Origin of the sequence: Pseudarcicella hirudinis, from assembly GCF_900115665.1 — a bacterium.
GTDB lineage: Bacteria > Bacteroidota > Bacteroidia > Cytophagales > Spirosomataceae > Pseudarcicella > Pseudarcicella hirudinis.
Genome location: NZ_FOXH01000015.1, coordinates 132,842 through 154,119, shown reverse-complemented (window position 1 = coordinate 154,119; position 21,278 = coordinate 132,842). Strand labels below are relative to the sequence as shown.

Annotated in this window: 15 protein-coding genes; 7 read left to right on the top strand and 8 right to left on the bottom strand. The window is 38.8% G+C overall.

The window, feature by feature from the left end; translation table 11 throughout:
- Nucleotides 1–34 precede the first annotated feature (34 nt).
- The 3 genes from nirD to BM179_RS20875 all read left to right on the top strand — a co-directional run bounded on the left by nirD (nucleotide 35) and on the right by BM179_RS20875 (nucleotide 2,810).
- Complete coding sequence (gene nirD / locus BM179_RS20885; RefSeq protein ID WP_092019136.1) at nucleotides 35–385, top strand: nitrite reductase small subunit NirD; 351 nt, start codon at nucleotides 35–37, stop codon at nucleotides 383–385.
- A 205-nt stretch (nucleotides 386–590) separates the two neighbouring features.
- The gene (locus tag BM179_RS20880) at nucleotides 591–2,075 is read left to right on the top strand and encodes an ATP-binding protein (RefSeq protein WP_229633002.1); all 1,485 of its coding nucleotides are present in this window, start codon (nucleotides 591–593) and stop codon (nucleotides 2,073–2,075) included.
- Nucleotides 2,076–2,159: 84 nt separating this feature from the next.
- Nucleotides 2,160–2,810, top strand: coding sequence for a response regulator transcription factor (locus BM179_RS20875; RefSeq protein ID WP_092019106.1), 651 nt, complete (start codon nucleotides 2,160–2,162; stop codon nucleotides 2,808–2,810).
- 309 nt (nucleotides 2,811–3,119) lie between these two features.
- On the opposite strand, the gene BM179_RS20870 is transcribed toward BM179_RS20875, so the two are convergent.
- A complete protein-coding gene (locus tag BM179_RS20870; protein WP_092019105.1) occupies nucleotides 3,120–3,830 on the bottom strand; it encodes a DUF4412 domain-containing protein in 711 nt (236 codons plus the stop codon).
- Between the two features lie 143 nt (nucleotides 3,831–3,973).
- On the bottom strand, nucleotides 3,974–6,337 hold the full coding sequence (locus BM179_RS20865; RefSeq protein ID WP_092019104.1) for a S9 family peptidase: 2,364 nt from the start codon (nucleotides 6,335–6,337) through the stop codon (nucleotides 3,974–3,976).
- A gap of 240 nt (nucleotides 6,338–6,577) precedes the next feature.
- Between BM179_RS20865 and BM179_RS20860 the strand changes: the two genes are divergently transcribed.
- A complete protein-coding gene (locus BM179_RS20860) occupies nucleotides 6,578–7,603 on the top strand; it encodes an NAD(P)H-dependent glycerol-3-phosphate dehydrogenase (RefSeq protein ID WP_092019103.1) in 1,026 nt (341 codons plus the stop codon).
- A 70-nt stretch (nucleotides 7,604–7,673) separates the two neighbouring features.
- On the opposite strand, the gene BM179_RS20855 is transcribed toward BM179_RS20860, so the two are convergent.
- The 4 genes from BM179_RS20855 to BM179_RS20840 all read right to left on the bottom strand — a co-directional run bounded on the left by BM179_RS20855 (nucleotide 7,674) and on the right by BM179_RS20840 (nucleotide 12,966).
- Entirely contained in the window at nucleotides 7,674–8,066 is a 393-nt protein-coding gene (locus tag BM179_RS20855; protein ID WP_092019102.1) for an HIT family protein, read from the bottom strand.
- A gap of 55 nt (nucleotides 8,067–8,121) precedes the next feature.
- The gene (locus tag BM179_RS20850) at nucleotides 8,122–10,065 is read right to left on the bottom strand and encodes a KUP/HAK/KT family potassium transporter (RefSeq protein WP_092019101.1); all 1,944 of its coding nucleotides are present in this window, start codon (nucleotides 10,063–10,065) and stop codon (nucleotides 8,122–8,124) included.
- An 802-nt stretch (nucleotides 10,066–10,867) separates the two neighbouring features.
- Nucleotides 10,868–12,253 (bottom strand): monooxygenase, encoded by a 1,386-nt coding sequence (locus BM179_RS20845; protein ID WP_092019100.1) that lies wholly within the window; start codon nucleotides 12,251–12,253, stop codon nucleotides 10,868–10,870.
- A gap of 17 nt (nucleotides 12,254–12,270) precedes the next feature.
- Nucleotides 12,271–12,966, bottom strand: a complete 696-nt coding sequence (locus tag BM179_RS20840) for an AlbA family DNA-binding domain-containing protein (protein WP_229633001.1) — start codon at nucleotides 12,964–12,966, stop codon at nucleotides 12,271–12,273.
- Nucleotides 12,967–13,359: 393 nt separating this feature from the next.
- Between BM179_RS20840 and BM179_RS20835 the strand changes: the two genes are divergently transcribed.
- The 3 genes from BM179_RS20835 (at nucleotide 13,360) to BM179_RS20825 (ending at nucleotide 16,440) form a co-directional block, all read left to right on the top strand.
- Complete coding sequence (locus tag BM179_RS20835; RefSeq protein ID WP_092019099.1) at nucleotides 13,360–14,055, top strand: phosphoadenylyl-sulfate reductase; 696 nt, start codon at nucleotides 13,360–13,362, stop codon at nucleotides 14,053–14,055.
- A gap of 180 nt (nucleotides 14,056–14,235) precedes the next feature.
- Entirely contained in the window at nucleotides 14,236–15,084 is an 849-nt protein-coding gene (gene cysD, locus BM179_RS20830) for a sulfate adenylyltransferase subunit CysD (RefSeq protein ID WP_229633005.1), read from the top strand.
- 108 nt (nucleotides 15,085–15,192) lie between these two features.
- Nucleotides 15,193–16,440: a sulfate adenylyltransferase subunit 1 gene (locus BM179_RS20825; RefSeq protein WP_092019097.1), complete on the top strand. Its 1,248-nt coding sequence runs from the start codon at nucleotides 15,193–15,195 to the stop codon at nucleotides 16,438–16,440.
- A 294-nt stretch (nucleotides 16,441–16,734) separates the two neighbouring features.
- On the opposite strand, the gene BM179_RS20820 is transcribed toward BM179_RS20825, so the two are convergent.
- Nucleotides 16,735–19,635, bottom strand: coding sequence for a glycosyl hydrolase (locus tag BM179_RS20820; RefSeq protein WP_092019134.1), 2,901 nt, complete (start codon nucleotides 19,633–19,635; stop codon nucleotides 16,735–16,737).
- Nucleotides 19,636–19,743: 108 nt separating this feature from the next.
- A complete protein-coding gene (locus BM179_RS20815; protein WP_092019096.1) occupies nucleotides 19,744–21,228 on the bottom strand; it encodes a RagB/SusD family nutrient uptake outer membrane protein in 1,485 nt (494 codons plus the stop codon).
- Nucleotides 21,229–21,278 lie beyond the last annotated feature (50 nt).

Here is a 21,278-nt window from a genome sequence, read left to right as displayed (position 1 = left end):
AAGTAAAAATCAAGCATTTAATTTTTATATCGACATGAGCAATAGAACAACTGAAAAACCGATAACCTGGCATTTGGCATGCCAGGTAGAGGATATTCCGAGTGATGGAGGGGCATGTGCCCTTATCGAGGGAGAACAAATTGCGATTTATAATTTTTCCAGAAGAAAAGAATGGTATGCTACCCAAAATCTTTGCCCTCACAGACAACAGATGGCTTTGTCAAGGGGAATGATCGGTTCAGCCGGAGAAGAGCCTAAAGTAGCTTGTCCTTTCCACAAAAAAACCTTTTCGCTGAAAAGCGGAGAATGTTTGTCAGGAGATGAGTTTCACATCAGAACTTATCCGGTAAAAATTGAAGGAGATAAGGTTTTTGTAGGCATGTAGCTGATTATTAAGTTTTAAGATAAAACAGGGCCAATTCCCTGAACTTCTATTCAAAATAAAGGGAGCCCGAAAGGGTTCCCTATGTAGCTTTCCGGACAGATTTTAACATTGATTTCTAATAGCCGTAGTGCAAATGAAAACATTTCAAGAAAAAGTTTAAATAATCTGACAACCAGTTAATTAAGTATAAAGTTTGAGTAATTTTTTGAAAAATATCAGTATATTTCAGGTTATGAGACCATTGGATACCCAAGTATTTCATCGCCTGACACGTCTATACGTAATTGCGTTGACGACGGTTGCTGTGCTATCTATGTCTGGGCAGCTTCTTATTCAATTGTTTCTGAATGAATTACTCGATGATGCTCATGTTGTCAACATCGCCGGAAGACAAAGGATGTTAAGTCAGAAATTATCAAAGACTGCCGTTCTTTTATGCAGACCGGAAGTTTTTCAGGCAGATGCTGAATATTATAGTCAGGATATTATTGATATAACCAATTTATGGTCGAAAAGCCATTACGGACTTAAAAACGGCAGTCTGACAGCAGAGAAAACTATTTCTGTTAAAAACAGCCCTAAGATCGACAGTATGTTTCAACGGCTTGATCCGATTTTCGGGGTAATGTACTCAAATGCCAGGCTAATCAGCCAAACGATTCAGGCACCTTCAAAAAATAAAAACGAAGTTCTGCAAAAAGCCCTTAACCACATTCTGATTAATGAAAGAACTTATTTAAAAATGATGAACGACATTGTTTTTGAGTATGATCTTGAAGCACAAAGCCGGGTTGACCGGACAAAAAGGATTGAGTTGATACTCTTCATTCTTTTATTTACAGTATTGCTGCTGGAAGGAGTACTGATATTCAGACCAATAGCAAATTATATCAGGGTTGTAATCCGAAAACTAACTGATTCAGAAAGTCAGTTGCAACAAATCAACGAAACGCTGGTTAAAACCAATGATTCACTGGTTCAAACCAGAAAAGAGCTGGTAGCGGCTACTGAAGAAAAATATAAATTCCAGCTGGCAGAGGAGAAAGTCCGTTCTTCTTCTTTACTCGAAGGGCAGGAAGTGGAACGTAAAAGACTGGCCAGAGAGTTACACGATGGTATCGGACAAATGCTTACAGGCTTGAGACTTCATTCTGAGCATTTAAAAAGCTTTTCCTTTTCAAGTGAAAAGCAAAATAGATCATTCGAAGACCTGCAGATATTGATTGGAGAAACGATTGAGGCGACAAGAATGGTCTCGTTTAACCTTGCTCCTGCTGTTTTAAGTGATTTTGGAATTGCTCCGGCAGTCCGTATTCTTACTGAGCAGGTATCAAAAATAGCTGGCCTGCCGATTGAGTTTTCAGGTTCAAAATTGAACCGTTTACCTGAAAAAATCGAAATAGGACTTTACAGAATTACGCAGGAAGCGATACATAATGCCGTAAAATATGCAGAAGCCTCAAAAATAAAAGTACAATTGTCAGCTAAAAATGGATTTGTAACACTTGAAATTGCTGACAACGGGAAAGGGTTCGATCCATCAAAAATTAAACTGAGTGCTGAGAAAAGACTGGGAGGAAGCGGCATTAAAAATATGCAGACCAGAACAGAATTATTAAACGGAAAGTTTAAGATAGAATCCAGGGCTGGTAAAGGAACCAAACTGATTGTAGAATTACCACTGGACTAAATATTTTTTGAGCGTATTTTCATTAACAACATCCACGTCCACTTTCAGAAAAGATTGCTCACAGTGGCCGAAACTTTTAAATATATGGAAAAAATTAAAGTATTGCTTACAGATGACCATGATGTAGTTCGAAAAGGCATGAAAATGCTTTTGGAAGATGAAGAAACTATTGAAGTAGTCGGAGAGGCATCCGATGGATTAGAGGCTATAGATAAAATAGCTCAGCTCCTTCCGGATGTTGTTATTCTTGATCTTACTATGCCGAAAATGTCGGGAATTGAAGCTGCAAAGATTGTTTCGGAGAATTATCCTGATGTTAAAATATTGATTTTCTCCATGCATAACAACCGGGACTATATTGTCAGTTCAGTTGAAAACGGAGCCAATGGTTATTTATTGAAAGATACCGGGAAGGAAGAAATCATGAAAGCTCTTCATACTGTTTCAGAAGGAAGAAAATACTTTCCACCGGATATCTCAGAAGTAATTATTGATGAATTATTAGCCAAGAATCAGGCGCAGAAAACGGCAGCGAGTCCAACCGGAGGAATTTATGCTAAAATAACGCCAAAAGAACAGCAAATTCTGGATCTCATTATTCAGGGCCTGAACAGCAGGGAAATAGCTGATAAATTATTCCTGAGCATAAGAACGGTAGATAATCACAGAGCCAATATGATGAAAAAAACCAAGGCCAAAAATACAGCTGATCTGGTAAAAATGGCTATTCAGTAATAAAGCGGCTTTCCTTGAAAATTACGCAATTGATTCAGGCCGTCGGCTATCGGCAGTCAGCATTAGTTTTTTATCTATATATAATTGACTGATTTTAAACTGATTATACCAAGTTCTTTATATTAGAATTCTGGATTTTCCATAAAAAATTAAGGAAAGTAAAAACAAAATCTCCGGAAAAACTCGACTTTAGGCTTTTCCGGAAATTTTCATTACTCCTACAATTGAGAATCTGTTAATTATACCACCAACTTTGTATTGGAATTAATACCGACGGCCGAAAGCTGAGAGCCGACTGCCGAAAGCCACTTATTGTTTTCCACCATACTGTTTCATCATTTTCTCCATCAGTTTCTTTTTTTCTTCCGGAGACATATTCTGAATTTTATCAGGGTCAAAAGAAGCACCTTTCGTATATCCAGCAGGCGGTTCAAATAAACTTGCCGCATTATTTCTTTTCTCTGCTTTAACAAGCTCCATTTTCATTCCTTTTCCGGCCTTTACCAAATATTTTACAACCATTCCGTCTGCATTATTTGCTTTCAATTGCTGATACATTGATTCAGAGCCATAACTGTCATTCATCTTTGCCAATTTAGTTATCTCCTGATACCCCGGAATATCTTTGGTGGTCCACATTTCCATATTCCCTCTTTTATCAACCACTACTGAAGTATGAACACAGTTATAAGGCCCGACTTTCTCATTTCCCAATACTTTTATCTCATATTTAACGGTGCTCTCTTTTTTAGGAGTCACCTCGACAACCGTATAAGTCTTTGATTTATCGTTGAAAGTAATAATAGAATTTGGCTTTCCTTTAGACATAATGGTCACATTCATCATTTTACCAATTTTTGGCAGATTCATTTCACTTTCAGTACGCATTCCCAGAGAAGAAAAATACACTTTGTTAAGACCATCCACCATCCCTGATATTTTGTATTCGAGATACATATCCTGGGCAAAAGACAGATTTGAGATCAATAATAAAGCATAAAAAAATAATACCTTTTTCATAAAGTCAGCAGGGTTAAAATCCTATTAAAGATAATTTTAGGTTGAGTTAAAAAAAAGTCGTACCCCCGAACATTGAGGTACGACCGAAATTTAGATTTTCAAACAGGGAAACACAAGGAATTAAACCGTTAGTTATTGAACGGTCATTTCTTCAGATTTGTCTCAAATAGTTTTAAAATACGCTTATATTCATCTGTCCAGGAACTGGGTTCCACAAATCCATGATCTTCCATAGGATATACGGCAAGTTCCCAGTTTTCCTTTTTCAATTCAATCAATCGCTGAGATAACCTTACAACATCCTGAAAATGCACGTTTACATCTACCATACCATGACAAATCAATAATGGATTTTTCAAGCCTTCTGCATGATAAAGCGGAGAGCTTCTGGCATATGCCAGAGAATCAGTAAAAGGCTCATTCAGAATATTAGAAGTATAACCGTGGTTATAGGCAGCCCAATCTGTAACAGGTCGGAGTGCTGCTCCTGCTGCAAAGACATCCGGTGTAGTAAAAAGCCCCATCAGCGTAATAAACCCACCATATGAACCGCCATAAATACCGATTCTTTTAGGGTCAACTCCCTGATTTTCCACTAAATATTTAACGCCGTCCACCTGATCGCTCAAGTCTTTTCCGCCCATAAAACGATATATTCCCGTACGGCAATCACGTCCGTAACCTGCAGAAGCACGATAGTCAATATCAAGCACAGTATATCCTTTTTCCACCAAAAGGTTATGGAACATATATTCTCTGAAATACTGACTCCACCATTTATGTGCATTTTGTAAATACCCTGCTCCGTGTACAAAAATCACTGCAGGTTTCTTCCCTTTTTCCCCTTTTCCTTCATAAACTCTGGCATAAACTTCTGCTCCGTCAGAGGCTTTAAATGTAATTACTTTAGGATCAATCCATGCATAACTTTTAAATTCAGCAGAAAGAGACTGTGTTACCTGAATCGGCCTGGCGGAGACTGTATTATCCTGTACAAATAACTCCCAGGGCTTGTTTGCATATGAATACAAGTATGCCAGTTTTGTTTCATCCGGTGAAAGAGCCACCAAGTTAGCTCCGGTCATACTGGTCAATTTAACTCTTTCTCCTCCCAAAATACTCATTTTGTAATAATGCTGCTCACCGGGATGTACTTCGCTTGATGTGAAATAAAAGAATTTCTTATCCTTTGAAAGTTCAGCATCTTTCACTTCAAATTTACCTTTTGTCAATTGCTTATGCTCTCCTGTTTTTACATTAACTGTATAAATATGAGAATAACCGTCTGCTTCAGACTGGAACCAGATGATTTGGTTATCAACCCATCCGAGGTTTCCTGCACTAAACCAGCCTCCGATGCCCGGGCCGGCGATCCATGCTTCATCTCTCTGACGATCCAATTGCTTTAACTTCCCGGTCTGAACATCCAACAGCATAATCCAGCGATCCTTATTGTCTTCACTTCTTACCACCACCACAGCATTTAGTCCGTCTTCAGACCAAACCGGACCATTTACAAAAACCTTACGGCTGGCTTCCTTCTTTGTTTTTGAAGTATCTTTTTTAGCAGGATAATCTTTAGAGAAATCAGTTTTGTCAGAAATTCCCGGGATATCTTTCGTAACTATCGGATAAACAGTATCTTTTTTGATATTATAAACAAACAATTCGCTCGAAGAAAGACTCGCTCCCACCTTAGTTCTTGCCGGAAGTTCTTCTGTAAATCCTGACTCAGTCACATAATTCGGAACTATAGTAGATTTCGCTCCGGAAGTAGGTTTAAGAAGTCGGTAAGTAATGAAATTTTCATCCGGAGAAAGCTGAATATTATCCACATTTTTCTCGTCAAGGTAAACTTCTTTCGGACGCCTGGGCAAATCTGCCTTATTGATTTTATCAGCTTCTTTCTTTTTATCAGCACGTTCTTTAAGGACTTTAAAATAGGCCAGCTGATCCTGTTTAAGCCACTTTTCCTGTTCAGACAATTTTGCATCCGGTTTTTTAGTACCTGTCAGAAAATTAGTCAGCTGATTAATTTCTCCTGAATTAATTGAAAAACTAAATAAGTTATTTGCTTTAACGAACAGAATTTTTTGTTCATTTCCACTGAATGCAGCGCTGTTTTCCACTTCCAGTGTATTCGTAATTTGTCTGGTTGTCTGTGTTTTAGTATCAAGCAAAAAAATATCTCCGTTTTTCAGGTAAATTTTTAAGGTTCTGGCTTTATTATAAACGCCGTTGGCAGCAGGCAGTTGTCTTCTGATCTGAGGAGAGACCTTAAATGGCTTTTTATCAGTGAAAGTAGCAGCATAGAGAGAATCTCCTTTTGTTTTTTCAGGATTCCAGCTAAAATATATGGTTTTTGAATCTTCTCCCCAAAAGAGATTGGCTGGGGAAACACCGATCCATTTCGGATCTGCCATGATTTTATCAACGGTAAGTGGCTGTTGGGCAAAGAGAGGTTTGAGTAATAAATTAGTAAGCAGCAGTAATAATAGTTTTTTCATGTTTTGTTGATATTAAGGTAATTTTTAGAATTTATAAAACTAAATTACGAAACTATCGACAAATCAGGATGGAATGAAAGTAATTCATTATTTTCGAAGATTTCTCAGGCAAGAGGAATTATCTTTTATTTTACCTGAGACACTATTATTTCTATTTTCAGGAATAAAATACAGCGTTTCACCTGAATCATTTCCTTTACGATGAAGTCAGGATAATGATTTTATCTATAATTTTGCTTCATGACAGATATTATTGAAATTAAAAAGAAACTTCCCACTCAAATTGCGGTCTTGGGCGGAGGTAGTTGGGCAACTGCTATTATTAAGATTTTGTCAGAAAATAATGTAAAAATCAAGTGGTGGCTTCGCCGGAAAACGGATGTGGATTTTATCAAAAAATATAACCACAATCCAAGCTATCTGACCGATGCTCCTCTCAATCCGAGGAAAGTTAAAGCGTATCATAAAATGAATGATGCCCTCAACGGGGTCGAATATATTATTTTGGCTGTCCCGGCAGCTTTTGTTCCGGATGCTCTTAAAAATCTTAACCGAAGACATTTTCAGGATAAAAGAGTCGTTTCTGCCATAAAAGGCATGATTCCTAATGAGAATCTCCTGGTAACCGACTGGATAGAAAAGGAGTTTGGGGTACCTCAAACCAACCTTTGCGTAATTGCGGGTCCATGCCATGCTGAGGAGGTTGCACTTGAAAAGCAATCATATCTTACCATTGCTTCTCCGAGTAAAGCCTGTGCCGAAGATTTTGCCAGCCTGCTGAATTGCCGCTATCTACAGGCTCATGCCATTCTGGATCTGTATGGAGTAGAGTATTGTGCCGTCATTAAAAACATCATTGCCCTCGCCTGCGGTATTACACACGGACTGGGTTATGGAGATAATTTTCAGGCGGTAATGGTTTCAAATGCCATGCAGGAAATCCATCGATTTTTAGATGCTGTTTATCCTGAAACGAAAAGAGATTTACACAGTTCCGGGTATTTGGGAGACCTCCTGGTTACTGCTTATTCGCAGTTTTCAAGAAACCGTACTTTCGGTAATATGATCGGAAGAGGTTACAGCGTAAAGTCTGCCCAAATGGAAATGAATATGGTGGCAGAAGGATATTATGCTGTTAAAAGTATTCATCAGATCAATGAAAGATATGGAGTAGAAATGCCCATTATTAAGGCTGTTTACAACATTCTGTATGAAAAAGCCGCCCCAACTTCTGAGATTGGTATTTTAAAAGACTATTTAAAATAAAGAAATGCCTGAAAATCGGGAAAGGTTAACAAATCTCTCCTGATTTTCAGACATTTTTCATTATTTCGTTTTAAAGAAATTTCCTGATTTTTTCGGCCGTTTGTGCCAGCTCTTCCGACGTTACTTTCATCTTTGCTCTCGTAAAGTTAATATCCTGCATTGTGTTCAACGGGATCAGATGCACATGTGTATGAGGTACTTCCAAACCTATTACAGAAACACCGATTCTTTTACAGGGAATTGCCTGCTGAATAGCCGGAGCAATTTTCTTAGCGAAAATCATCAATCCTGAAAGCAGCTGATCATCGAGGTCAAAAATATAATCAATCTCTTTTTTAGGAATTACCAGCACATGTCCTTCCACTAATGGTGTGATATCTAAAAAGGCAAGGAAATTCTCGTCTTCAGCAATTTTATGGCTTGGAATTTCTCCGTTTACAATTTTAGTGAATATGGTTGACATACTATTTACTGTTATCTGTTTCTTCGTAAAATCAATATTTTGAGATGCTAAACGGCTATTCCACCCGCTTCAGGCGTACGTTTTCTACCGGACGAATGATCAATGGTACTTTCTCCAGTTTCACAGCGCTGCTGTCCAAACCAAACCATTTATCCTCAGAATTGGTAAACTGCTTTACAAAGAAGTACGCCTTCATAATTAAGCCTTCAACAAGAGGAAGGTCATTTTCATAAGAAAGGAATTTCTCCAGTACCACGAAACGGAAATCTCCGATTACATTCTGCTTATTAAGTGACTCATAGCGGGAAGTAAGATCCACCTCTCCTTTTTTCACCATATCCTCTACTACCTTCCGGAAATACAGGTTAATTTTCTGTTCAACCCTGAAACCGAGTTTGAAGGTAATTTTAATAATATCGTCAGGTTCAATCACATTCACTTTATATTCCATAGTATAAGGATCATCCATGGTGTCAACGTGTACAAACCAATAAATATCTGCTCTTTTAGGTCTTTTCTGAAAAATTGAATAGATAATTTTAGATTCTATTTCAGTAGATCTTGCCGCATTAGACATAAATACAATATGTGTAGCATATTTCGGAATACTCATATCCTTACTCAGCTCCTTCAGCGGTTCAATGTATTCACTCAGTTTTACGTATTCCGTCAATCGCATTTTTATGATAAATGCACGATACCAGATAACCATTAAGGTTATAATTAAACCGGCAATGAAAAGAGACACATAACCTCCGTGAACAAATTTACGCAGGTTGGCAATCAAAAATGACCCCTCAATGGCCACATAAACTGCAATGAAGATTACGATCCACCACATATCGAATTTCTTGATATGTAAATAGTAAGCCATCAGAGCTGTAGTCATTAACATGGTAAGAGTAATAGCCAAACCATAAGCCGCTTCCATGTTCGACGATTCCTTGAACCATAATACCACACCTACACAGCCCATCCACAATAAGATATTCATACTTGGCACATATAATTGTCCTTTCTGATCGGATGGATAATGCAAACGAACTTTAGGCCAGAAGTTAAGACGAATAGCTTCCGCAATCAGTGTAAATGAACCTGAGATCAAGGCCTGGCTGGCAATAATCGCCGCAGCAGTGGCGACAGCAATTCCCCAGATCAGGAACCATCCTGGCATTAGTTCGAAGATAGGTTTACGGCCGTTCAGCAATTCATTCTGATGAATTAATAACCAGGCTCCCTGTCCGAAATATTGAAGTAGTAAACAAATTTTCACAAATACCCAGCTAAATCTGATATTCCCTCTTCCGCAGTGTCCGAGATCGGAATACAAAGCCTCCGCTCCGGTGGTACAAAGAAATACCGCTCCCAATATCCAGAAACCGCTTTCTCCATTCTGGGTACTGGTTAATAACTGGTAAGCATAATAAGGTGAAATGGCTTTGAAAATAGTCCAGTTTTGAGCAATCCAGTAAACTCCGAAAAAGCCGAGCATAGAAAACCAAACCAGCATGATTGGCCCGAAGAATTTACCAACCACATTTGTTCCGAAAATCTGGAACATAAATAATCCCGTAAGAATGGCTATAATAATCGGAACGGTCTCTATGTCAGGTTTAATCATTCTTAATCCTTCAATAGCCGAAGCCACAGAGATCGGTGGTGTAATAATCCCGTCAGCAAGCAAGGCTGACCCTCCGATAATTGCAGGAACCGTAAGCCATTTGGCATGACGCCGAACTAATGCAAACAAAGCAAAAATCCCTCCTTCTCCTTTGTTATCCGCTCTTAAAATAAGGATCACATACTTGATTGTGGTTTGCAAAGTAAGCGTCCAGAAAATGCAGGACAAACCACCTAAAACAGAAACCTCATTAATAGGTGATGTGCCGACTATGGCTTGCATTACATAAAGCGGTGAGGTGCCAATATCACCATAAATAATTCCCATAGCCACTAGCAATCCAGCTAGAGTGGCTTTGTCCATATTCTTGTGCTCCATAGTGGAAGTTATTGTAATTGTTTGATTAACAGCAAATTAATCATAGTAAATTACAATTTTTACTTGTTTTAGTAATAGTTCTTAATATATTCCGGGTTAATATTTCAAAAGTCAGCAAATATAATACCTTCATTGAATTATTATAAAAAAAGGAATTTTTTTGTAAAGAGCATGTTTTGTTTTTCTGTAAACAAACTTCAATCATCCTAAAATATCTTACTTAAGTTACATTATTTTGATTCTTATATGACTACATTTTACTTTGAAGCAGGCATACTTATCTGAAGAAATCCGCACTGTACTTTGAATGCAATATTTAACAACTGATTCCTGATTCTGAAATTCCTGATAACCGGTCCAAAATCAGTTACAGAAAAACGATACCAGGTACTTTTTTCCTTTTCCGATATTAATTACTTTAATTGTTCTGTCTGTCTTGATATCTCCGGAATTGAATTATTTGTCAAAAAAACAGAGCGCTTTATTATGCAAGAGCCATGAATGCTTCCGAATTAAACGAAAGCATTTCCGATTCCTTACTTTCTTCAGGCTTTTCAACTAAAGAACGGCAGGTAATAACAAAATACAATAATTTTTTAAATTTCAGATACGTTCAGGCAAATTGAGAACAATAACGCCCGCCCGAAAGATTTATTGAATTTACTTGCAGCATTTGAGTTCAGTGAGTCTCTGAGTTCCATCTCTTCCTGTATTCCGGACAGACAGGGAACTACAAAGATATTTTTCAGAAGAAAACCTCTGGCAACACTATAATTATCCTCCACGACAAAACTTCTACGGGCTACTCCTCATAATAATATCCGAAAATGATGTCCATTTCATCCTCAGAAGTCAAGCCGAAACTCACTTTATTTTTAGTGGTGTTATTATAAGTTACAATAGAAGTGAGCCCCTCACCTTTTTTGAGTTCAATCGGTGTTTTATAATTAATCATGTTGGGATGTTCCCAATCGGTACTTTCATAAACTACCTCCCCGTCTCTTGTTCCACCTTTGATTTTTATTACAAATTTCTCCCCTAACTTATGGTTATGTGAAGTTAATGCCACAATTTTTACATCTTTTAAGAATTTGAAATCTGTAGTGATGGTAGTTCTCTGATTAGCAGGAAGATCTATTTTAGTATTGTTAAAATCGATGGTTTTTACGACATACTTAACCGAAGACTTATCAACCGTATAAAGGTTTATATAATTTTCACCGTATTTACTATCTGTCGTTTTATTGAAATAATGCGGATTCAGATCTACGGTCATTCCAGCTGGAAGCATCAATGCAGTTCCTTCCGGAAAAACATAATCAGAGTTAGTATCAGTACCTCCACCCAGAAATACATGATTTGACATAGTCAGAACCGTAGAAAGATTTAAGGTATTATCTGGGTTCCTTAAATCTCGGACCTGATCAATTGCCGGTAACTGCGTCTTGTCACGAAAATCATATAAAACCAAATGATGACTATTAGCCCTGGATTTCAACCTGATTCTGCTTACATATATATCCGACTGGTTTCCAATAGCTCTTCTTACAAATAATTCTCTCTCAAAATTAGGCTGAATAACAAACTGATCCACTTTCAATTGATAGCCTTGTTTGCCTTCAGCAGCAGGAGTAGCCAGCGCATCGAATGTTTCAGAACTGGTTACACTTGGTGTTTTGTCATTGAGGAGCGTAGTATCCACAACACTTCCTTTTTGCGGTGCGCCGGCTTCAATCCATCTTCTCACAAATTCAATCTGACCGACTGTAAGGGCTGTACCTCCCAATGGCATAGGCGATCCGTACTGTTTCCCTCCATGATGTGATGCATCCCAGTTGAGTTTGTGAAAGAAAAGGCTTTCCAGGGATTTATAGGCTTTTACTCTCAAAAATCCATCAGCCAATGCCAACTGATTTTTAGGTGCAACACCAACCAGATTCTGATAAGCAACTGATTTTTCAAGCACCAGCCCATGTTGGGCATATGTACCATCACCGGTAGAAAGGTGACATCCTGAAGTAGCACAGGTAGGTGTAAGGATTCTTTCCTGTAATAAGTCCCAGGAAGCTTTCTCTGTTGGCTGCACGACAGGCGCATCTGCTGCTTTTTTTGAGCAGGAAAGTGATATTACTCCGATTACAGAGAAAAACAGCAGGGTCTGAAGCCCTTTTTTATAAAGATTTCCCATTGATATTTTTTACAAACTCAGGCCATTGAATACCAGTCAACGATTTCATCAGGATGAACTTTCAAAACATTTGCCAAAACTAATAAAACCAATGTATGTGAGGCGGATTTTCTGGAAATATCAGCAATCTGTGAAAACAAATCAACTGATATTCTTTTATTTTCTTCAAGATAATGAAACAGTTTTTGCTCCTTCTCTCCATACGAAAATTTCACCCCTTCATCATTCTCTCTTCTCAGTATCTGTTTAATCTCCTTGCTGGCCTGAACTGAGCGATCCTGCACGCGGACATAGGCTTTAGGAAGAGGATCATTTGTCAACTGGACGTAATGAGGTTTTTTAAGACTTGGCGGAATGGTAAAAACCAGTATTTCCCTTTCATCTGAAACATGAACCCTTTCCAGTTCGTAATCTACCTTCGGAAAACAAAATTTCTCAAGAGCCCTTACCAGAACATATTCATCCTCATCAACAAATTTCAAACCCGGAATACTCTTATCATCCCCGACTCCCACCAATAATTTTCCTCCACCTGAGTTGGCAAATGCTACAATTTCACGGATAATTTTTTCAGGATGATTGGCTTTTAACTTAAATTCGAGGCTACTGCTCTCTCCCTGCCGGACCAAATTGCGGAGGGATCTTAAGTCCATAGCTGAAGTCCGGGAATGACTTTCAGCTTTTTCGAGATAGGCTTCCAAACCGTAGCTCATATGTTCAGGGAATTACAAATTCTGAAAATGAAAGTAATATGTAACCCTTTCTTTCAGTAAATCAGAATTCTAAGTTTATAAAGTGCCCGGAAAATTTAACTGATCCAAACACAGATCTAAAAAGCAATAAGAAAGAACCAAAGTATAATTCCTATTTGTTTAGAAAATAAACCGATACCCGAAACCTCGTTTCCTGTACCAATTTTCTTAAATATAACGTAAATTTTTAAGCTTTAGATATTATTTGAAAAAATATTTTCGTCAGTAAACTATTAAATCAATAGACTTTGGGTAATTTTGCATTTCAATTTAAATTCCATCTTACAGAATTTAATGTAAACTTTTGATTTTTCTCATCTTACATTTCTATTTTCTGTATCCTGGTCATATCTTATGTCAGATTTAAGTCAGTTAAAACAATCGTTGGAAGGCCTCTCCTTAGTAGATGGGTTACGATACATGGCAAATAACTATACTGAAGGTAAAGTGGTTTTCTCTTCGTCGTTCGGACAGGAAGATCAGGTTATTACCGATGCCATTTTTAAAAATGATTTAAACATCAATGTTTTTACGCTTGATACTGGAAGGCTTTTTCAGGAAACGTATGAACTGATGGATTCCACAAGGGCGAAATACAAAAAATCTTTTACTACTTTTTTCCCGAAAGCAGAAAGAGTTGAAGCACTTGTGAAAGAAAAAGGATTTCACAGCTTTTATGAATCGGTAGAAAACCGGAAAGAATGTTGTTATATCCGTAAAATCGAACCCCTGAAAAGAGCTTTAACAGGGGCGGAGGTATGGATTACCGGATTAAGGTCTGAGCAATCAGAAAACAGAGCCGATATGGAAATTGTAGAGTGGGATGAAGCCAACAAGGTAATTAAATTCAATCCGCTTATACACTGGACATATGATGAGATACTGGCTTATATCAAGGAAAACCGTGTTCCGGACAGTCCGCTTCATAGAAAAGGCTTTATTTCAATCGGATGTCTGCCTTGTACCAGAGCCATCACAGAAGGTGAAAATCCCCGGGCGGGCAGATGGTGGTGGGAAGTATCTCAAAAGGAATGTGGTTTACACTCCTGATCTGAAATCAGCCTGGCTGATTCTTTGATAACTTTGATTAAATTTTAATTGGGCGGCAGCCTGTTATACATTTTATTACCAAAAGCAATGAGTTCATTATCCGATATAACAAAATCCAAGATTTCCTCTGCGAAACATGGTATCTTCCCAAGAGAGCTGGAAGATGAAGCCATTTACATCATGCGAGAAGTAGTGGCGCAATTCGAGAAGCCTGCTCTTTTGTTTTCGGGAGGAAAAGACTCTATTACTCTTGTCAGACTGGCGCAAAAGGCTTTTTATCCCGGTAAAATTCCTTTCCCGCTTTTACATGTTGATACTGGCCATAACTTTCCTGAAACTATTGAATTCAGAGACTGGCTGGCCAAAGAAACCGGAGCGGAACTGATTGTCCGTTACGTTCAGGATTCTATCAATCAGGGAAAGGTAAAAGAGGAAACCGGAAAATATGCTTCCAGAAATGCGTTGCAAACGGTTACGCTTTTAGACGCTATTGAAGAATTCAAATTTGATGCCTGTATCGGCGGGGCACGCCGTGATGAGGAAAAAGCCCGTGCCAAAGAACGTATCTTCTCGGTAAGAGACGATTTCGGGCAATGGGATGCCAAACGCCAGCGTCCGGAATTATTCGATATGCTGAACGGAAGGATTTCCATCGGAGAAAATGTACGTGTTTTCCCGATTTCCAACTGGACTGAACTGGATGTCTGGAATTATATCAAGGAAGAGGAAATGGCTATTCCATCTATTTATTACTCTCACAAACGTCAGGTAATTGAGAGAGATGGTATGCTTTGGGCTGATTCTGAATACCTTAACAAAGAAGCTGATGAAATTCCTTTCGAAGAAACTGTTCGTTTCCGGACCGTAGGAGATATGACCTGTACCGCTGCGGTACAGTCAGAGGCAGTTGAACTTGACGATATTATTGGTGAAATCCTCTCAGCTGAAATTTCAGAACGCGGTGCCAGAATTGATGATAAACGTTCGGAAGCAGCTATGGAAAAACGTAAACAACAAGGATATTTTTAGTTTTGAATGCCGGAATGAGTGAATAACCATAAATTTTCACTCAAAATCTTTTGAAATTCTGATTCAGAAATTCAAAGTTCTATCATTCAATCATTCAAAATTGATACAATGGATATTTTAAGAATAGCAACAGCAGGTTCAGTTGATGATGGGAAAAGCACATTAATCGGCCGTTTATTATACGAAACCAATTCTATTACCCGTGATAAAATTGAGGCATTGGAAAGTGCTTCAAAACGTAAAGGTCTGGACTTTCTGGATTTATCTTTACTAACTGACGGTTTAATTGCAGAGCGTGAACAAGGTATTACAATTGATGTGGCAAACATCTATTTTTCTACCCCAAAACGCAAATACATTATTGCCGATACCCCCGGCCACTTCGAGTACACCCGTAACATGGTTACCGGTGCTTCGAATACTAAAGTATCAATGATTCTGGTAGATGCCAGAAATGGTGTACTGGAACAAACTTTCCGCCATTTCTTCATTTCTTCAATGCTTAGAATTCCTAAGGTTATTGTTTGTGTTAACAAAATGGACCTTGTCGGATATTCTCAGGAGCGTTTCAATGAAATTGTAACTGATTTCAAAAGACTGGCTGATAAAGTAAGTTTTGAAGGACAGGAAATCTCTTTTATTCCTATTTCTTCTCTGTATGGTCAGAACATCACTACTCAGTCCGAAGAAATTACCTGGTATGAAGGAAAACCTTTGTTAGAAGAACTTGAAAATATTGACATCGAATCAATGAATGTCAAATTGCCTGCCCGTTTCCCTGTTCAATTTGTAGTTCGTCCTAAAACAGAAGAATTTCATGATTACAGAGGTTATGCCGGCAAAATTTCGAGTGGTACATTCAAGACCGGAGATGAGATTACGGTTTTACCAACCGGACAAACTTCTAAAATTGCGACCATTGAAAAATTTGGTCAGAAATTACAAAGTGCCGGAGCAAAAGAATCTGTAGTAATTACTTTGGAAACTGATGTGGATGTAAGCCGCGGAAACATGTTGGTTAAAACAACCAGCCAGCTTCAGCCGTTAAAAGAAATCAAAGCAAGAATCTGCTGGATGGATTCACAGGCATTAACGTCAGGGAAAAACTATATTTTACAACATGGTATTAATGATTCAAAATCTAAGATTGTTTCATTAAACAGTAAAATTGATGTGGTAAATCAGGAAACAAGTACTGAAGTTTCTGAATTAAAACTGAATGAAATCGGTGAAGTTACCCTTAAAACTGCCAAACCGATTTTTGCTGATAAATATGAATACAATCCTTCTAACGGAGCATTCATTTTAGTGGATGAGTTTTCTCATTCTACTGTAGGTGTTGGCTTTGTTTTGTAGAAATATGCCATAAAATCATAAAAATCCCGGATTGATGAAAATCCGGGATTTTTTGTTTTTACCTCCCCGTGGTTTGTGGCACACAAAACATTTCATATGTCATTGCCGACTGCGGATCATCTGCGTACACTGTAAGTGGCATGTGTGCCACATGCCACGGGAAGTTTTTTAGGATTGCTACTGGGCGCATCCCCATGGTTTGTGGCACACAAAACACTTCATATTTCATTGCTGACTGTGGATCATGCGCATACACAGTAGTGCCACATGCCACAGGAAGTTTTTTTAGGATTGCTACTGGGCCTGAAGAACTTCTACAGGACCCATCAAACCGGAATCCAGTAATTTCCATTCCGGAAGAATTCTGACATTTGTCTTAGTAAATCTTTCACTTTCAGGCTTCTCCCGATCTCCTACCAATCGGTTTCTCCAGGAATTAGTTACTTCAATTTCCAATACATTATCTTTCCCTTTTACAATCCCGGAAACAGGAACTCTGAATGGAGGAGTCCAAACGATTCCAAGGTCTTTGCCATTTAATCTGATCTTTGCCACTCCTACATCAAGGACCTGTCCTAAATCAAGGAAAAGCAGCTTTTTTGAATCAATTTTCGGTATATCAAACGTCTTACGATAAACTGCTGTTCCTGAGTAATATTTAATTCCATCTTCAGGTCTTTGCGTCCAGCTTTCGAGTTTTTCAAATTTTGCAGTTGCAGGCCCTCCCCATTTAGTATCAAATTTCACATCCCATGTTCCATTCAACGTCATGACTTTCTGAAATTCAGTAAAATTATCAGCCTTTTTGCCATGCTCAGCAGAAGGAATTGTTTTTCTGAATACAACAAACCATGACCCGTACGGATCAAATGTCAAAGGAACAATTGTTCTGCCATTTTCCTGTCTGAATGCAGCAGCAGGGCGAATTTCTCCGGTAACAGCATTCCACAACTCAGGGAGTTTTCCGGAAATTCTGAAACTGACTTCTGCTTTTTTACCATTAAGCGTCTGATTTGAAATGAAGAAATAATCTGTATTATTCCATTTTCTGTGGATGTAGTCAAATGTTGATTCAGCAGAAGCATTAATTATCTGCAAATCAGGCTGTATACCTTCGGCACCTAAAACTTCCTTAGCCGTTGCTCCCCAGAAAACCATTCCTTTTCCTACTTTCTTTTGTCCTTTTGCAGAAATGCCTTCTCCCCACAGCTTATCAGCAATCTCTGCTCTAAGTTTCTCAGCATTCCTGAAATCAACCAAACTGGCAGTGGACAAAGTTTTTCTGCCTACAATTGTAGCTCCGTGTTCTACTAACTCAGCCACTTTTTTCAAAGCCGCCAATGATAAAACCTGATGATCCGGTAAAGCCAGAATCCTGTAAGTTGCACCATGAGGTAGGGTTATTTTACCATTGCGGAAAGTCAGAGCTAATAATTTGTCTTCATTGATAAGATCATAATCATACCCGGGAAGTGCTCCGGCAGGATCGTCATCTTTATAGCGTCCTACATTTGGGATATGGTCACCGTAATAATATAGCACATCGGCCTGACTGGTACCTTCCTGCATGAGGTAATGAATTCTGCTGAGGTATTTTATAAACCCTGTCGAATAATTCCACCAGGTAACATTCGGATTAAAATGTGTTCCGGCAAAGTATTCCTGACCCGGTATGCCCATTTCTTTAGGAGAACAGGTAAATGTATGCAAATAGATCAGATTAAGTCCGGCACAAAATTCATGATCGGCAGCAGATTTCATATTAGTCCAGATCACATCATTCCAATGAGGGCCGATCGTGGTGAAAGACTCGGCCCCTACCAGTTTTTTGCCATAAATTTTTGCCGCACTGGCTGCTTGTTTTACAAAAAAGCGATCCACAGGTTTCGACCGGTGAGGTGAAGGTGACCAGAATTCGCTCATCATAATCTCACTATGACCATAATTCTTTAAGCCATCAAAAGGCCCGGCATGAGGTCCGGCAGATTCAGGCTGAATACCTATGCCAAACTTTCTGGCTCTTTCTGCAAAAAGCCTGTAATGTTTATCAGAAATACAATCACTGATTGTTTTGCGGAAATCTGCTAAAAAACGGTTACTTATATCACGATTCCCGATGATTTTCCCTGCCAGAATCGGCATATATGGCATAGGATCATACCCTCTCCGCTGGCGAAATTCCTTTTCAAAACCTTCTGTCCAATTCAGCCCTCCCGCTTCAAAGCTGTCTGTTTGCAGATATCGCAGGGTTTTTCCTGCTTTACTTCCTATTATGGTAAGCAAAGGTTCAACATGGGTATCCCAATAACGATTAAAGTGTTTTTCACTTAAATAATCTAAAACTCTGCCCTGCCATTTCCCACTGGATGTTGAAACTTCAGCATGCGTTGTCGTATAACCCATTCTTAAAATAACCCATTCCCCTGCCGGAGCTTCCCAGTCAAGAACACCATTTTTGTATTTCTCTGTCAGATTAATTACATCATCAGGCTTTCCGTCCTCCTCATTCTCTGTAGCTGGGACATCAAAAAGTAAAGGTCTTGTTTCCGGTGCAGACCATCCGACTTCCTTAGAGGCTGTTTTATTGGATAGATCACGTATCGGGGCCCGGTTGGCAAAGTTTTTTGAAGGAAGAGCAAGAACCACAATATCTTCATAAAAATCATCGTGAATTTTAGGCAATGCTAATTTTTCAGTAATTCTTCTGCCGCCTTTCACAGAAATTTCAGAATAAACAACCTGTTTTGCTGCCTCAGCAGGTGTGACATCCGGCCCTCCGAGATTCCATCCGCTTTGAATACTCAGAGACATAACCAAACCCAGCCGGTCTGCTTCATTAATGGCATGAACATACAGATCTTTCCAGGCTGGTGAACCCCAGAGAGGACCTTCCGGTACATCGCCGTTTCCTCTTTGATTCTGCCCTCCTGCATCGAAAATACAGGCACCGCTAAAACCTTTGGCTTTCATCTCTTCCAGATCACGGGTAATTGCCTCCTTTGTAACATTTCCATTCAACCACCACCACCAGCAACGGATTCCGTATTCCTGAGAAGGATTTTTAAAAAGTTCATCAGATAATTCTTTGTCAGACTGAGGCTTTCCAGACTGCCATATCCAACTGGTCAGAAAGAAAAGGGGTACTGCCAGCAATATTATTTTCGCCAAAGAAATGAATAATGTTTTTTGATTCATTGAGGTAAGTTTTTGATTTTTTAAACAAAGAAAATCTTCTTCCGGATTTTGGATTTCAAAAGTTTTCAGCCAAAATCCGGAATATCGATTTGTCACTTTTCTTTTCTCTTATTTAGGAAGCAATTGCTGTTCTCTCAGAGGATATTGATATAAAGTTTTCAGGTCCTGATATGAAACTGAAATCACATAGCTTTTTGCGGCTTTTTCACGAATTCCATGCGGAGCCATAACCTCAGCTACCTTATTGGTTCTTAAAAGATCAAACCAGCGGTGGTTTTCAAAAGCCAGCTCAACCTGGCGCTCTTTAGCAATAGCTTTTCTGAAATCATCCTGAGAACCAATTTTCAGATTAACATCAGCATTAGAAGAGGTTTTATCAGAAAGACCTGCTCTTTTTCTGATCTGATTCAATAAAGAAAAAGCTTCACCATCCGGAGTAAATCCTGTTTCATTCAAACATTCTGCCAACATTAAAAGTACATCTGAATAACGATAAACAGGAAAGTTATCCGCCGTTTGAAAACGAACTGCATGTGGACTAAGGTATTTTTTAACATAAGGTACTACTTTCCCACTGACCGGATCAGTAAAATTCAGTCCAACAGAAACAGCCTTTCTCAAATCACCCGGTTCGTAAGCATCCAGCATATCCTGAGTAGGAATATTCCATCCTGCAGCAGCGCCGCTTCCTACAGCAAATCCGGCTACCGAACTTCCGGAATTATAAGGAGCAAAACTGTATATAAAATTGCTGTTTTCACCATTCGGACCTTCTACGTATTGTATTTCAAAAACAGATTCAGCTCCGTTCTTTTTGGTAATCGAAAAGTTGTCAGCATAATTACTCAGCAACTGATATTTATTAGATTGTACAATCGCACGAAGCTCAGTTGTAGCCGCCGCAAAATTCTTTTGAGTCATGTAAACTTCTGCAAGCAAGGTTCTGGCCGTTCCTTTTGTAACCCTGCCTTTATCAGTAGCTGCCGTATAACTCTCCGGTAATTTTTGAATAGCTGTTTTGGCATCTTCTAAAATCTGAGCATAGATTTCCGCCGAGCTTTTTCTGGCAGCTATTAAAAAGGATTCATCGGTAGATTTCACTTCTTTTAAAACCAGGGGAACATCTCCAAAAATGCGAACCAGGTTGAAATAATAAAAAGCTCTCAGAAAAGTTGCTTCTCCAATAATCTGATCTTTAGAAGCGGCATCTACTGAAGAAGCACCGATTCTGTCCAAAACAACATTCGCTCTGGAAATTCCCTGAAAGGAGTTATTAAAGAAATTGGTGGTATGTGTATTATTTGAAATCTCTCGAAATTCGTCAACTTCCTCAAAAGGAAAACCCGAACGGTCAACCGTATTATACTGATACGAAGTATTGTCGGAACGCATTTCAGCCAAAACCCAGAAAGGTCCGGTGTACAAACCCTGAAGCGGAGCATATGCCCCGTTTACCGCCTGCACGAACTGGGTTTTTGTTTTATAGAAATTCCCGGCACTTTGATTCACTTCAGGATTCAGGTTGAGATAATCCTCACCACAACCCATAAGCGTCAGGAAGGCGAAAGGCAAAAAATATAGTATTTTTTTCATCTGATTTATGATTCAGTTTTTTGTTTCCAGTGTTCAAATTCCGGTTAATC

Coding starts and splice junctions, on each gene's coding strand:
- nirD (WP_092019136.1), top strand. CDS start 35: ATGAGCAATAGAACAACTGAAAAACCGATAACCTGGCATTTGGCATGC.
- BM179_RS20875 (WP_092019106.1), top strand. CDS start 2,160: ATGGAAAAAATTAAAGTATTGCTTACAGATGACCATGATGTAGTTCGA.
- BM179_RS20870 (WP_092019105.1), bottom strand. CDS start 3,830: ATGAAAAAGGTATTATTTTTTTATGCTTTATTATTGATCTCAAATCTG.
- BM179_RS20865 (WP_092019104.1), bottom strand. CDS start 6,337: ATGAAAAAACTATTATTACTGCTGCTTACTAATTTATTACTCAAACCT.
- BM179_RS20860 (WP_092019103.1), top strand. CDS start 6,578: ATGACAGATATTATTGAAATTAAAAAGAAACTTCCCACTCAAATTGCG.
- BM179_RS20855 (WP_092019102.1), bottom strand. CDS start 8,066: ATGTCAACCATATTCACTAAAATTGTAAACGGAGAAATTCCAAGCCAT.
- BM179_RS20850 (WP_092019101.1), bottom strand. CDS start 10,065: ATGGAGCACAAGAATATGGACAAAGCCACTCTAGCTGGATTGCTAGTG.
- BM179_RS20845 (WP_092019100.1), bottom strand. CDS start 12,253: ATGGGAAATCTTTATAAAAAAGGGCTTCAGACCCTGCTGTTTTTCTCT.
- BM179_RS20840 (WP_229633001.1), bottom strand. CDS start 12,966: ATGAGCTACGGTTTGGAAGCCTATCTCGAAAAAGCTGAAAGTCATTCC.
- BM179_RS20835 (WP_092019099.1), top strand. CDS start 13,360: ATGTCAGATTTAAGTCAGTTAAAACAATCGTTGGAAGGCCTCTCCTTA.
- cysD (WP_229633005.1), top strand. CDS start 14,236: ATGCGAGAAGTAGTGGCGCAATTCGAGAAGCCTGCTCTTTTGTTTTCG.
- BM179_RS20825 (WP_092019097.1), top strand. CDS start 15,193: ATGGATATTTTAAGAATAGCAACAGCAGGTTCAGTTGATGATGGGAAA.
- BM179_RS20820 (WP_092019134.1), bottom strand. CDS start 19,635: ATGAATCAAAAAACATTATTCATTTCTTTGGCGAAAATAATATTGCTG.
- BM179_RS20815 (WP_092019096.1), bottom strand. CDS start 21,228: ATGAAAAAAATACTATATTTTTTGCCTTTCGCCTTCCTGACGCTTATG.